Source organism: Roseateles sp. GW823-FHT07B05 (assembly GCF_058794515.1).
The window spans coordinates 716,748-728,929 of sequence record NZ_JBXAGX010000001.1; the positions used below are offsets into that span (position 1 = coordinate 716,748).

11 protein-coding genes are annotated in these 12,182 nt (G+C 69.7%); 9 read left to right on the plus strand and 2 right to left on the minus strand.

Going from position 1 to position 12,182, the window contains the following annotated elements; genetic code table 11:
* Nucleotides 1-31: 31 nt before the first annotated feature.
* The 3 genes from AC1Q7O_RS02960 to glgA all read left to right on the plus strand — a co-directional run bounded on the left by AC1Q7O_RS02960 (nt 32) and on the right by glgA (nt 4,004).
* Nucleotides 32-1,210 (plus strand): DUF2325 domain-containing protein, encoded by a 1,179-nt coding sequence (locus AC1Q7O_RS02960; RefSeq protein WP_492658492.1) that lies wholly within the window; start codon nt 32-34, stop codon nt 1,208-1,210.
* 75 nt (nt 1,211-1,285) lie between these two features.
* The gene (glgC, locus tag AC1Q7O_RS02965) at nt 1,286-2,545 is read left to right on the plus strand and encodes a glucose-1-phosphate adenylyltransferase (protein ID WP_492658491.1); all 1,260 of its coding nucleotides are present in this window, start codon (nt 1,286-1,288) and stop codon (nt 2,543-2,545) included.
* A gap of 1 nt (nt 2,546) precedes the next feature.
* Nucleotides 2,547-4,004, plus strand: coding sequence for a glycogen synthase GlgA (glgA, locus tag AC1Q7O_RS02970; protein ID WP_492658490.1), 1,458 nt, complete (start codon nt 2,547-2,549; stop codon nt 4,002-4,004).
* Here glgA and AC1Q7O_RS02975 read toward each other — a convergent pair.
* A complete protein-coding gene (locus AC1Q7O_RS02975) occupies nt 3,993-4,877 on the minus strand; it encodes an EamA family transporter (RefSeq protein WP_492658489.1) in 885 nt (294 codons plus the stop codon). The two genes, glgA and AC1Q7O_RS02975, sit on opposite strands and share 12 nt — an antisense overlap.
* A 3-nt stretch (nt 4,878-4,880) precedes the next feature.
* On the minus strand, nt 4,881-5,702 hold the full coding sequence (gene ppsR, locus AC1Q7O_RS02980; protein WP_492658488.1) for a posphoenolpyruvate synthetase regulatory kinase/phosphorylase PpsR: 822 nt from the start codon (nt 5,700-5,702) through the stop codon (nt 4,881-4,883).
* A 283-nt stretch (nt 5,703-5,985) separates the two neighbouring features.
* Here ppsR and ppsA point away from each other — a divergent pair, with 283 nt between their 5' ends.
* From ppsA to rplI, 6 genes are all read left to right on the plus strand, one after another.
* Nucleotides 5,986-8,382 (plus strand): phosphoenolpyruvate synthase, encoded by a 2,397-nt coding sequence (ppsA, locus tag AC1Q7O_RS02985; protein WP_492658487.1) that lies wholly within the window; start codon nt 5,986-5,988, stop codon nt 8,380-8,382.
* A 74-nt stretch (nt 8,383-8,456) separates the two neighbouring features.
* A complete protein-coding gene (locus AC1Q7O_RS02990; RefSeq protein WP_492658486.1) occupies nt 8,457-10,523 on the plus strand; it encodes a sodium:solute symporter family protein in 2,067 nt (688 codons plus the stop codon).
* A 137-nt stretch (nt 10,524-10,660) separates the two neighbouring features.
* Nucleotides 10,661-11,023, plus strand: coding sequence for a 30S ribosomal protein S6 (gene rpsF, locus AC1Q7O_RS02995; RefSeq protein WP_268168250.1), 363 nt, complete (start codon nt 10,661-10,663; stop codon nt 11,021-11,023).
* A gap of 48 nt (nt 11,024-11,071) precedes the next feature.
* Complete coding sequence (gene priB / locus AC1Q7O_RS03000) at nt 11,072-11,383, plus strand: primosomal replication protein N (RefSeq protein ID WP_492658485.1); 312 nt, start codon at nt 11,072-11,074, stop codon at nt 11,381-11,383.
* Nucleotides 11,384-11,411: 28 nt separating this feature from the next.
* On the plus strand, nt 11,412-11,702 hold the full coding sequence (gene rpsR / locus AC1Q7O_RS03005; protein ID WP_492658484.1) for a 30S ribosomal protein S18: 291 nt from the start codon (nt 11,412-11,414) through the stop codon (nt 11,700-11,702).
* 12 nt (nt 11,703-11,714) lie between these two features.
* Entirely contained in the window at nt 11,715-12,167 is a 453-nt protein-coding gene (gene rplI / locus AC1Q7O_RS03010; protein ID WP_492658483.1) for a 50S ribosomal protein L9, read from the plus strand.
* Nucleotides 12,168-12,182: the final 15 nt, after the last annotated feature.

The window sequence follows — 12,182 nt, forward strand, 5'->3', positions numbered from 1 at the left end:
GCCCGCCAGCGCCTCCCCCCGGAGCCCTCGAATGGCCGACTTCTGCTGCGCGGCGCATGCCGCCCCTCCACCCGCCACCGGCTCGCGCCGCCGCCGGCTGTGGGAACTCGGCAGCCACGCGCACTGCCCCGTCATCGGTGTCTGCGTGCCGCTGGAGCGCGTGCGCGTGCTGGCCAAGAAGCTGCTGGTGCTGCAGGGTGACGAGGATGACTACACGCTGCACTGCAGCCTCGTCACCGCCGCCGCGCGCCGCAACGCGGTGGCCGAGGCGCTGCAGAAGGACCTGGAGCAGCGCTTCACGCTGGACGTCCGCAGCGCCGGCCAGGCCCGGTGCCGCGAGTCGCTGATGACCTGGTGGCGCGCCCGCGCCGCACAGGGCGAGGTGGCCGGTGCGCTGTGGGCCACGCTGACACACGCGCGCTGCGACGAGTGGCTGGAGATGCGCGTGCTGGGCCAGGTGCACATGCTGCAGCACCAGGTGGGCGCCGCGCAGCGCGTGGACCTGGCGCGCCACCGCGAGCTGGCCACCGAGCACCAGGCGCTGCTGCGCGACTACGCCGAGGTGCAGCAGCGCGTGACCGCCTGGAGCGCTGAGCGTGCCCGCGAGCAGCAGGCCTGGGAACAGGAGCGCATGCAGCAGCGCGCCGCCGTCATCTCGCTGCAGACGCAGCTTGCGCAGGCCCAGGAGCAGCTACAGCACTGGCAGGCCGCGCGCCCCGACCTGCCCGAGCGCGAGCAGCTGCGCGAGCGGCTGGCCGAGCAGGTCGAGCGCAACCACGCGCTGCAGCGTGAGCTGGCGCGGCAGGCGCAGCGCGCGCCGGTGGCCGAGCCTGCGCCGGCCGCGGCCGGCCCCGAGGCCGACCCGCCGCCCGCGCCGGTCAAGCTGGAGCACCGCGTCGTGCTGTGCGTGGGCGGCCGCGGCGGCAGCGTGCCGCAGTACCGGCAGGCGGTGGAGGGCTGCGGCGCGCAGTTCCTGCACCACGACGGCGGCAGCGAGCACAAGCCTGCGCAGCTGGAACCGCAGCTCGCTGCCGCCGACCTCGTCATCTGCCAGACCGGCTGCATCAGCCACGACGCCTACTGGCGCGTGAAGGACCACTGCAAGCGCCACCACAAGCGCTGCGTGTTCGTCGAGACGCCCAGCCGCAGTGCCTTCGAACGTGCGCTGGCGCAGGCCGCCGCGAGCGAAGGCAGCGAAGCGCTGACCTGAGGGGAAGCCCCGAGGCGAGGCGGCACACTGGCGGGCGCAAACTGCAAGCGTTTGCAGTCTCGTGGAGATCGGTTCATGGCCCCTGTCGCATCGCCCCACCAGCTCGCCCGCCGCGCCATCGCCCTCGTGCTGGCCGGCGGTCGTGGCTCCCGCCTCAAGCAGCTCACCGACTCGCGCGCCAAGCCGGCGGTCTACTTCGGCGGCAAGTTCCGCATCATCGACTTCGCGCTGAGCAACTGCGTCAACAGCGGCATCCGCCGCATCGGCGTCGTCACGCAGTACAAGAGCCACTCGCTGCTGCGCCACATCCAGCGCGGCTGGAGCTTCCTGCGCGCCGAGCTGAACGAGACGGTGGACCTGATGCCGGCGCAGCAGCGCGTCGACGAGGAGAGCTGGTACCGCGGCACCGCCGACGCGGTCTACCAGAACCTGGACATCATCCAGAGCACCGAGGCCGACTACATCGTCGTGCTGGCGGGCGATCACATCTACAAGATGGACTACTCGTCCATGCTGGTGGACCACGTGGCCACCGGCGCGGGCTGCACGGTGGGCTGCATCGAGGTGCCCAAGGCCGAGGCCACGGCCTTCGGCGTGATGGCTGTGGACGGCGAGCGCCGCATCACCGCCTTCCAGGAGAAGCCCGCCGACCCGCCCACCATGCCCGGCCGCAGCGACGCCTGCCTGGCCAGCATGGGCATCTACATCTTCAACGCCGACTACCTCTACCGCCTGCTGGCCGAGGACCTGGCCGACAGCGGCTCCAGCCACGACTTCGGCAAGGACGTCATCCCCAAGGTCGTCGCCGAAGGCCGCGCCGTGGCCCACCCGTTCGGCATGAGCTGCATCACCAACGCCAACGGCGCGCCGCCGTACTGGCGCGACGTCGGCACGCTGGACGCCTTCTGGGCCGCCAACCTCGACCTGGCCTCCATCAGCCCCGAGCTGGACATCTACGACACCGACTGGCCCATCTGGACCTACCAGCGCCAGCTGCCGCCGGCCAAGTTCATCCCCGACCACAACGGCATGCACGGCATGACGGTCAACACCATCGTCAGCGGCGGCTGCATCGTGTCGGGCTCGCACGTCGTGCAGACGGTGCTGTTCAGCAACGTGCGCGTCCGCTCGTTCTGCAACATCCACCAGAGCGTGCTGCTGCCCGGCGTCAGCGTGGGGCGCAACTGCCGGCTCACCAAGGTCATCGTCGACCGTGGCTGCGAGATTCCCGACGGCCTGGTCGTCGGCGAAGACGCGAAGCTGGATGCGGCCCGCTTCGAGCGCACCGACAACGGCGTCGTGCTCATCACCAAGCAAATGCTGGCGAAGCTCTGACATGCGTGTTCTGCAAGTCAGCGCGGAGCTGTTCCCGCTGCTGAAGACCGGCGGCCTGGCCGACGTGGCCGGTGCGCTGCCCGCCGCGCTGGCCGCGGCCGGCGCCGAGCCGCGGCTGCTGGTGCCGGGCTTCCCGGCCATCCACGACGCGCTGACGCAGGAATGCGCCGTCGCGCCCGTCGCGCTGCCGTGGGGCGAGGGCCGGGCGGCGCTGCTGCGCGGCCGGCTGCCGGGGTTCGAGCAGCTCGTCTACGTGCTGGACGCGCCAGGCCTGTTCGACCGCCCCGGCAATCCCTACGCCGACGACAGCGGCGTGGCCTATGCCGACAACCACCGCCGCTTCGCGCTGCTGGGCCTGGCCGCCGCGCGGCTGGCCGAAGGACTGGACGCCAGCTGGCGGCCCGACATCGTGCACGCGCACGACTGGCATGCGGGCCTGGCCTGCGCCCACGTCGCCGCCAGCCGCGCGCGCCGCCGCAGCGACGCCAGGACCGTCTTCACCGTGCACAACCTGGCCTACCAGGGCCTGTTCCCGGCCGGCCAGTTCGGCGAGCTGGGCCTGCCGGCGTCGCACTACGCCATGGAGGGCGTGGAGTTCTACGGCCAGGTGAGCTTCATGAAGGCCGGCCTGCATTTCGCCGACGCGATCACTACCGTCAGCCCGACCTACGCCCGCGAGATCCAGACGCCCGAGCAGGGCTGCGGCCTGGACGGCCTGCTGCGCCACCGCGCCGACGTACTGCACGGCATCCTGAACGGCGTGGACTACGGCGTGTGGTCGCCCGAGCACGATGGCGCCATTGCGAACCGCTACCGCGCGGGCGATGCAACGGGCAAGGCGGCCTGCAAGGCCGCGCTGCAGCGCGACTGCGGCCTTGCCGTCGCGCCCGAGGCGCCGCTGTTCGGTGTGGTCAGCCGCCTGACCGAGCAGAAGGGGCTGCCGCTGCTGCTGGAGGCGCTGGACGAGCTGCTGGCCGGCGGCGGCCAGCTGGTCGTGCTCGGCGCGGGTGACGCGCGCCTGGAGGCCGAGTTCTCGGTGGCTGCTGAACGGCATCCCACCCAGGTGGCCCGGCGTGTCGGCATGGACGAGGGCCTGGCCCACCGCATCGTCGCCGGCAGCGACGTCGTGATGGTGCCCAGCCGCTTCGAGCCCTGCGGCCTGACGCAGCTGTACGGCCTGAGCTACGGCGCGCTGCCGCTGGTGCACCGCGTCGGCGGGCTGGCCGACACGGTGGTGGACACGACGCTGGAAGACCTCGCCGCCGGCACCGCCACCGGCTTCGTCTTCGACGCCTTCACGGCCGATGCCTGCCGCCGCGCGCTGCGGCGCGCGTTCGCGCTGTGGCGCCGGCCCGAGGACTGGGCCCGCGTGCGCGAGGCCGCGATGCGCCAGCGCTTCGGCTGGGACACCGCGGCGGCCCGCTACGTGGACCTGTACGGCGACCTGCTATATCGCTAGCGCGATGACGCCGGCGCCGATCAGCGCCGCGCCGGCCAGCCGCCAGCCGCGCTCGGCCTCGCCCAGCAGCTGCCCGCCCAGCAGCGCCGCAATCAACATGGACACCTCGCGCGCCGGCGCCACGCGCGACAGCGGCGCCTCCTTCACGGCCAGCAGCACCAGCACATAGGCCGCCGGCCCCAGCACCGACACGGCCAGCACGCCGCGCCACGACTGCTTCACTTCCGGCCAGAACGTGTGCCGCCGGCGCAGCGACACCGGCAGCTGCATGACCATGCGCAGCAGATTGCCCACCCAGTCCAGCAGCAGCGGCGACACGGCCAGCACCTTGACCGAGTAGCCGTCGATGACCGTGTAGCCGGCGATCAGCGCGCCGGTGGCCGCGCCCCACCAGATGCCGTGCCGGCGGCAGCGGTCGGCCTGTGCGTCGTGCGACAGCCCGCGGCCGATGAGCCGCGGCCCCATTGTGATGAGCAGGATGCCACCCACCACGCCGGCCAGGCCCAGCGCGCCGTGCACGCCCAGGTGTTCGCCCAGCAGCAAGACGGCGGCCACCGCCGACAGCAGCGGCCCGCTGCCGCGCGCGACCGGGTAGACCACCGTCAGGTCGCTGGCCCGGTAGCCCGCCACCAGGCAGTTGAAGTACAGCAGGTGCACGACGGCGCTGGCCACCACCAGGCCCCAGATGGCCGGCGTCCAGCGCGGCACCTCGTCGACGCCCAGCCACGCCGCGGCCGGCAGCCACACCAGCACGACGCCGATGGCGCAGCTCATGACGAAATGCGGCCCGCCGCCCCATTTCTTGGCGGCCAGGTTCCAGAGCGCGTGGAGGAGGGCGGCGGTGAGGACGAGGGCTAAGGCCGAGGCGGGCATCGATCAGTAGATCAGGCGATCCGGACGGATGTCGCGCAGGATCGTCGTCGCGATCTCCTCGATCGACTTGTGCGTGGACGACAGCCACGAGATCCCCTCGCGCTTCATCATCGCCTCGGCCTCATTGACCTCGTAGCGGCAATTCAGCGGGTCGGCGTACTTGCTGCCCGGGCGGCGCTCGTTGCGGATGGACGAGAGGCGCTCGGGGTCGATGGTCAGCCCGAAGCACTTGCGCCGGTGCGGCATCAGCGACGGCGGCAGCTTGCGGCGCTCGAAGTCCTCGGGGATCAGCGGGTAGTTGGCGGCCTTGATGCCGTGCTGCATCGCCAGGTACAGCGACGTCGGCGTCTTGCCCGAGCGCGACACGCCGACGAGGATGACGTCGGCCACGTCCAGGTTCTTGGACGACTGGCCGTCGTCGTGCGCCAGCGAGAAGTTGATGGCCTCGATGCGGTCGTGGTACTCCTGGCTCTGCGCCACGTCGGAGAAGCGGCCCACGCGGTGGTTGCTCTTGATGCCGAACTCCTCCTCCAACGGCTCGATGAAGGTGCCGAACATGTCCATCACGCGGCCCTGGCAGTGCTCTCGCACGATCTTCAGCACGTCGCGGTCCACCAGCGTCGCGAACACGATGGGCCGCTCGCCCTCGCGCATGGCCAGCTCGTTGATCTCCGCCACGACGGCCTGGGCCTTCTCCGCCGTGTCGATGAACGGCCGGCGCACGTGGCGCGGCTTGATGGAGAACTGCGCGAGGATGGAGTTGCCGAAGGTTTCGGCGGTGATCCCGGTGCCGTCAGAGACGAAGTAGACGGTTCTGGCGGTCATGGCAGGTCAGGTGGAGTCGTGGGCGCGGCCATGATAGCCAGCGCCCCCGGGGCGAGGGGGGCATTTCCCGATGGCGGACCTTTCGCACGATCCAGGCGGGTTACGCCCAGGTACGAACCGCCTAGAATCCGCCGCAATTCCTCGCGATCAGCCCCATGCGCGCCGCCACCCTCCAAGAAGAATCCAGAAATGGGTGGAGCCGCGCCTGCCTTGAGCACGTCTGCTCGGCACCGGGCCCGGACGACGCGACGACACCGGTTTTTCAACCTCCCGGAGTTTTTTCATGTCCACCCTGTTCGAGGCGACCGCCCTGGTCGTACCGTTTGAGAACCTGAGGATGACCGACGTCGAGGCAGTTGGCGGCAAGAACGCCAGCCTCGGCGAAATGATCTCGCAGCTCGCCGCCAGCGGCGTGCGCGTCCCCGGAGGGTTCGCCACCACGGCGCATGCCTTCCGGCAGTTCCTCAAGCACGAGGGCCTGGACGCGCGCATCGCGGCGCGCCTGGCCACGCTCAACACCGACGACGTCCGCGCGCTGGCCGAGGCCGGTGCCGAGATCCGTGGCTGGATCGAGAACCAGCCCTTCCCGGCCGACCTGGAAGCCGGCGTGCGCGCGTCCTATGCGCAGCTGACGGCCGACAACCCGGACGCGACCTTCGCCGTGCGCTCCTCCGCGACGGCCGAAGACCTGCCCGACGCGTCCTTCGCCGGCCAGCAGGAGACCTTCCTGAACGTGCACGGCATCGACGAGGTGCTGCACAAGATGCGCGAGGTCTTCGCGTCGCTGTACAACGACCGCGCCATCAGCTACCGCGTCCACAAGGGCTTCGCCCACAACGACGTGGCGCTGTCCGCCGGCGTGCAGCGCATGGTGCGCTCCGACCTGGGTTCCGCCGGCGTCATGTTCACGATCGACACCGAGAGCGGCTTCCAGGAGGTCGTCTTCATCACGTCCAGCTACGGCCTGGGCGAGACGGTGGTGCAGGGCGCCGTGAACCCGGACGAGTTCTATGTCCACAAGCCCGCGCTCAAGGCCGGCAAGCTGGCCATCATCCGCCGCAACCTGGGCTCCAAGCTGATCCGCATGGAGTTCGCGTCGCCCGAGGAGAAGGCGGCCGCCGGCAAGCTGGTCAAGACGGTGGACACGGCCGTCGAGGCGCGCAACCGCTACTCGCTGAACGACGCCGAGGTGACCGAACTGGCCCAGTACGCGCTGATCATCGAGAAGCACTACGGCCGCGCGATGGACATCGAGTGGGGCCGCGACGGCGTCGACGGCAAGCTCTACATCCTGCAGGCCCGTCCCGAGACGGTGAAGAGCCAGGCCGCCGGCCAGGTCGAGCACCACTACAAGCTCAAGGCCCACAGCGCCGTGCTGGCCGAGGGCCGCGCCATCGGCCAGAAGATCGGCACGGGCCCCGTGCGCCTGGTCGACAGCGTCGCCGAGATGGAGCGCGTGCAGCCGGGCGACGTGCTCGTCACCGACATGACCGACCCGAACTGGGAACCGGTCATGAAGCGCGCCAGCGCCATCGTGACGAACCGCGGCGGCCGCACCTGCCACGCGGCCATCATTGCGCGTGAACTCGGCATCCCGGCCGTCGTCGGCTGTGGCGATGCGACGGACAAGCTCAAGGACGGCCAGCTGGTGACGGTGGCCTGCTCGGAAGGCGACACCGGCTACATCTACGACGGCCTGCTGGAAACCGAGGTCAGCGAGGTGCACCGCGGCGAGCTGCCGTACTGCCCGATCAAGATCATGATGAACGTCGGCAACCCGCAGCTGGCCTTCAACTTCGCGCAGATGCCGTCCGGCGGCGTGGGCCTGGCCCGGCTGGAATTCATCATCAACAACAACATCGGCGTCCACCCCAAGGCCATCCTGGACTATCCGAACATCGATGCCGACCTGAAGAAGGCCGTCGAGTCGGTGGCCCGCGGCCACGCATCGCCGCGCGCGTTCTATGTCGACAAGCTGGCCGAAGGCATCGCCACCATTGCCGCCGCCTTCTTCCCGCGCCCGGTCATCGTGCGCCTGTCGGACTTCAAGTCCAACGAGTACCGCAAGCTCATCGGCGGCACCCGCTACGAGCCGGACGAAGAGAACCCCATGCTGGGCTTCCGCGGCGCGTCGCGCTACATCAGCGGCGAGTTCCAGGACGCCTTCGCGATGGAGTGCGAGGCGCTCAAGCGCGTGCGCAAGGAGATGGGCCTGAACAACGTCGAGATCATGGTGCCGTTCGTGCGCACGGTGAAGCAGGCGTCCAAGGTCGTCGACATGCTGGCCGAGAAGGGCCTGAAGCGTGGCGTCGACGGCCTGCGCGTCATCATGATGTGCGAGGTGCCGAGCAACGCCATCCTGGCCGAGCAGTTCCTCGAGCACTTCGACGGCATGTCCATCGGCTCCAACGACCTGACGCAGCTCACGCTGGGCCTGGACCGCGACTCCGGCCTGGAGCAACTGGCGGGCGACTTCGACGAGCGCGACCCGGCCGTCAAGGCCATGATCTCGCGCGCCATCCGTGCCTGCCGCGCCACGGGCAAGTACATCGGTATCTGCGGCCAGGGCCCCAGCGACCACCCCGACTTCGCCGACTGGCTGGCCGAGGAAGGCATCGTCTCCATCTCGCTGAACCCGGACACGGTCATCGAGACCTGGCAGCGCCTGGCCGCCAAGTAAAGCTTCGTCGCTGACGATCCAGCCCGGGTTCTCCGTAAGAGAGCCCGGGCTTTTTTGCGGCCATCATCGCGGCCGTGCCCGTCCGTCGCCTCCACCGCCGCTATGTCCTCTTCGCGCTGAGCTTCATCGCGCTGGTCGTCTTGCTGGGCGTGGCCGAGCAGCGCGGCATGCCCAAGGCCTGGATCGGGTACACCTTCCTCGGCGCGACGGTGGCGGTCTATGCCGTCATCGGCATCCTGAGCCGCACGACCGACCCGGCCGAGTACTTCGTCGCCGGCCGCCGCGTGCCGCCGCTCTACAACGGCATGGCCGCCGGGGCCGACTGGATGAGCGCCGCCACCTTCATCGGCCTGGTGGGCACGCTGTACGCCAGCGGCTACGCGGGCCTGGCCTATGTGCTGGGCTGGACCGGCGGCTTCGTGCTGGTGGCGCTGTGCATCGCGCCGTATCTGCGCCAGTTCGGCCAGTTCACGATCGGCGACTTTCTGGCCGAACGCTTCCAGAGCCGCGCGCTGCGGCTGGTGGGGGCGTGCGCGGCCATCCTGGTGTCCTTCGTCTACCTCGTCGCGCAGATCTACGGCGTGGGCCTGATCACGACACGGCTCACCGGCCTGGGCTTCGAGGTGGGCGTGTTCGTGGGCCTGGGCGGCGTGCTGGTGTGCTCCTTCCTCGGCGGCATGCGCGCCGTCACGTGGACGCAGGTGGCGCAGTACCTCATCATGATCCTGGCCTACCTGGTGCCGGTCATCTGGCTCAGCGTGAAGCAGACCGGCTGGCCGCTGCCGCAGCTGGTCTACGGCCAGCAGCTGCACCAGCTGGCCGAGCGCGAACAGCAGCTGATCCGCGACCCGGCCGAGCTGCAGGTGCGTGCCATCCACCAGCAGCGCGCCGACGCGGCGGCTGCGCGGCTTGCGGACGTGCCGCGTGCGCTGGCCGACGAGCAGGCGCAGGCGGCCGCGCGCGTCGCCGAGCTGAAGAAGGCGGGCGCGCCGCTGGCGCTGATCCAGGCCGCCGAGAAGCAGCGTGCCGCGCTGCCGCGCACGCCGGCCGAGGCCGAGGAGCAGTGGCGGCGCGAGCAGGCCAGCGAGGCCCAGCGCTCGCGGCCGCTGTCCGGGCTGGTGCCGCATTCCCAGCCTTTCCCCGTACTCGCGGGTGACGCCACCGGCGAGCCGGCGGACGCCGGCAAGGGCAGCGAGTCGCGCCGCAACTTCATCGCGCTGGTGTTCTGTCTGATGGTGGGCACGGCCGGCCTGCCGCACCTGCTGACGCGCTACTACACGACGACGACGGTGGCCACGGCGCGTGAGTCGGTGGCCTGGTCGCTGGTGTTCATCTGCCTGCTGTACCTGACGGCGCCGGCGCTGGCCGTCATGGTCAAGACCGAGGTGTTCAACGGCCTCGTGGGCACGGCGTTCGACCAGCTGCCGGCGTGGATACGCCAGTGGCAGCGCGTCGACCCGACGCTGCTGTCGGCCGTGGACCTGAACGGCGACGGCCGGCTGCAGCTGGGCGAGCTGCGCCTGCATCCGGACCTCGTCATGCTGGTGATGCCCGAACTGGGCGGGCTGCCCTACGTCATCTCGGGCATGGTGGCCGCCGGCGGACTGGCGGCGGCGCTGTCCACGGCCGACGGGCTGCTGCTGGCGATCTCCAGCGCGCTGTCGCACGACCTGTACTACAAGGCCATCAACCCGGAGGCGTCGCGCACGCGGCGCGTCACGCTGAGCAAGGCGCTGCTGCTGGCGGCGGCACTGGCCGCGGCGGCGGTGGCGTCCAGCCGGCCGGCGGACATCCTGGCCGTCGTCACGGCGGCGTTCTCCATTGCCGGCTCCACGTTCTTCCCGGCGCTGGTGGCGGGCGTGTTCTGGCGCCGTGCCAACCGTGCCGGCGCGCTGGCCGGCATGCTGGCGGGGCTGGCGGTCTGCCTGGTCTACCTGGGGCTGGCCCACCCCGGGCTGCGCGCGCTGGTCGGCCTGCCGGGGCCGGCCCAGCTGCTGTGGGGCATCCAACCGGCGTCGGCCGGCCTGTTCGGCGTGCCGGCGGGCGCGCTGGTGCTGGTGATCGTGAGCCTGCTGACCTCCGCACCGGGCACGCGGGAACGTGAGATCGTCGACCTGCTGCGCAGCCCGCCAGCGCGCTGACGTCGGCCCGATTAGGGGATTTCGTCTTTGCGCGCTAGAATCCTGGGTTCCCCCTTGCCGTATCACGTGTCGACGCCGTGATGCGGCTTCCACAGCCGAGGCAACCCGTTCGAGGCTGGAATCCACAAGGAGTACACATGCGTCACTACGAAATCGTTCTGCTGATCCATCCGGATCAAAGCGAACAGGTTCCGGCCATGCTGGAGCGCTACAAGGGCCTGATCACCGCCGGTGGCGGTGTCGTGCACCGGGTCGAGGACTGGGGCCGCCGTCAGCTGGCCTACCAGATCCAGAAGCTCGCCAAGGCCCACTACCTGTGCCTGAACATCGAAGCCAGCAAGGAAGTCCTCGTTGAGCTCGAGACCGGCTTCCGCTTCAACGACGCCGTGCTGCGCCACCTGACCGTGGTGCAGGACAAGGCCATCACGACCCCGTCGGTCATGATGAAGGCCGTCGAGCGCGAAGAAGCCCGCAAGGCGCCGCAGCAAGAAGCGGCCTGAGCACAGGTCATCGCTAGCACCAGGTTTTTCGAACAGCGCGCCGACTGAGTGAATCAACTTCACCTGAAGGCGCAGATCCAGCAACTCGGACAAGTTCGCTACACCCCCGCCGGGCTGATGGCCCTGGACGCAGGCCTCAAGGCCGAGTCCGAAGTCATCGAAGCCGGCAAGCCGCGCAAGGTCTCCCTGGAGATCAAGGCGGTCGCGGTGGGCGAGGTGGCCAAGCAGTTGCAGGCGCTGGGTGTCGGTGGCGTCGCGGTGTTCCGCGGCTTCCTGACCCATCAGCGCAACGGCCGGGGCTTCATCGCCCACGTGACCGTGATCGAACCCGCTGCCGTCGCAGAACCTGGCAACCATTGAATCCGGATAGATTTAACAGAGGTCCAACATGCCCCCTCTTCGTGGCAAAGGTCGCTTCTCCAAAGACAAGAAGCCCAAGCGCAACCAACAGTCGCTGCTGTTCCGCCGCAAGCGTTTCTGCCGTTTCACCGTCGCTGGCGTCGAGAAGATCGACTACAAGGACATCGACACGCTGCGCGATTTCATCTCCGAGAACGGCAAGATCACGCCCGCTCGCCTGACCGGCACGCGCGCTTTCTTCCAGCGTCAGCTGACGGTGTCCATCAAGCGCGCGCGCTTCCTGGCCCTGCTGCCGTACAGCGACCAGCACAAGGTCTAAGGAGCTGACGACATGCAAGTGATCCTGCTCGAAAAAGTCGCCAACCTCGGCAACCTCGGCGATGTCGTCAAGGTCAAGGACGGCTACGCCCGCAACTTCCTGATCCCGACCAAGGCCGCTCGTCGCGCCACGGAAGCCGCGATCAAGGAATTCGAAGCCAAGCGCGCCGAACTGGAAAAGGTCGCCGCCGAGAAGCTGGCCGAAGCCCAGAAGCTGGGTGAGAAGCTGGCCGGCACCACCGTGCGCGTCGCCCAGAAGGCCGGCGTGGACGGCCGCCTGTTCGGCTCCGTCACCAACGCCGACATCGCCGACGCGCTGACCAAGGCCGGCACCGCCGTCGCCAAGGCCCAGGTGCGCCTGCCCAACGGCCCGCTGAAGACCGTGGGCGAGTTCCCGGTGAGCGTGGTGGCCCACACGGACGTGGTCGTCGAGATCAACGTCCACGTGGTTCCGGAAGCCGAGTAAATCTCGCTTCCCCTG

Excerpts from the sequence above, each read along its gene's own strand:
- ppsA (WP_492658487.1), top strand. The coding sequence starts at position 5,986 with ATGTCCACCCTGTTCGAGGCGACCGCCCTGGTCGTACCGTTTGAGAAC.
- ppsR (WP_492658488.1), bottom strand. The coding sequence starts at position 5,702 with ATGACCGCCAGAACCGTCTACTTCGTCTCTGACGGCACCGGGATCACC.
- rpsF (WP_268168250.1), top strand. The coding sequence starts at position 10,661 with ATGCGTCACTACGAAATCGTTCTGCTGATCCATCCGGATCAAAGCGAA.
- AC1Q7O_RS02960 (WP_492658492.1), top strand. The coding sequence starts at position 32 with ATGGCCGACTTCTGCTGCGCGGCGCATGCCGCCCCTCCACCCGCCACC.
- rpsR (WP_492658484.1), top strand. The coding sequence starts at position 11,412 with ATGCCCCCTCTTCGTGGCAAAGGTCGCTTCTCCAAAGACAAGAAGCCC.
- rplI (WP_492658483.1), top strand. The coding sequence starts at position 11,715 with ATGCAAGTGATCCTGCTCGAAAAAGTCGCCAACCTCGGCAACCTCGGC.
- glgA (WP_492658490.1), top strand. The coding sequence starts at position 2,547 with ATGCGTGTTCTGCAAGTCAGCGCGGAGCTGTTCCCGCTGCTGAAGACC.
- AC1Q7O_RS02975 (WP_492658489.1), bottom strand. The coding sequence starts at position 4,877 with ATGCCCGCCTCGGCCTTAGCCCTCGTCCTCACCGCCGCCCTCCTCCAC.
- glgC (WP_492658491.1), top strand. The coding sequence starts at position 1,286 with ATGGCCCCTGTCGCATCGCCCCACCAGCTCGCCCGCCGCGCCATCGCC.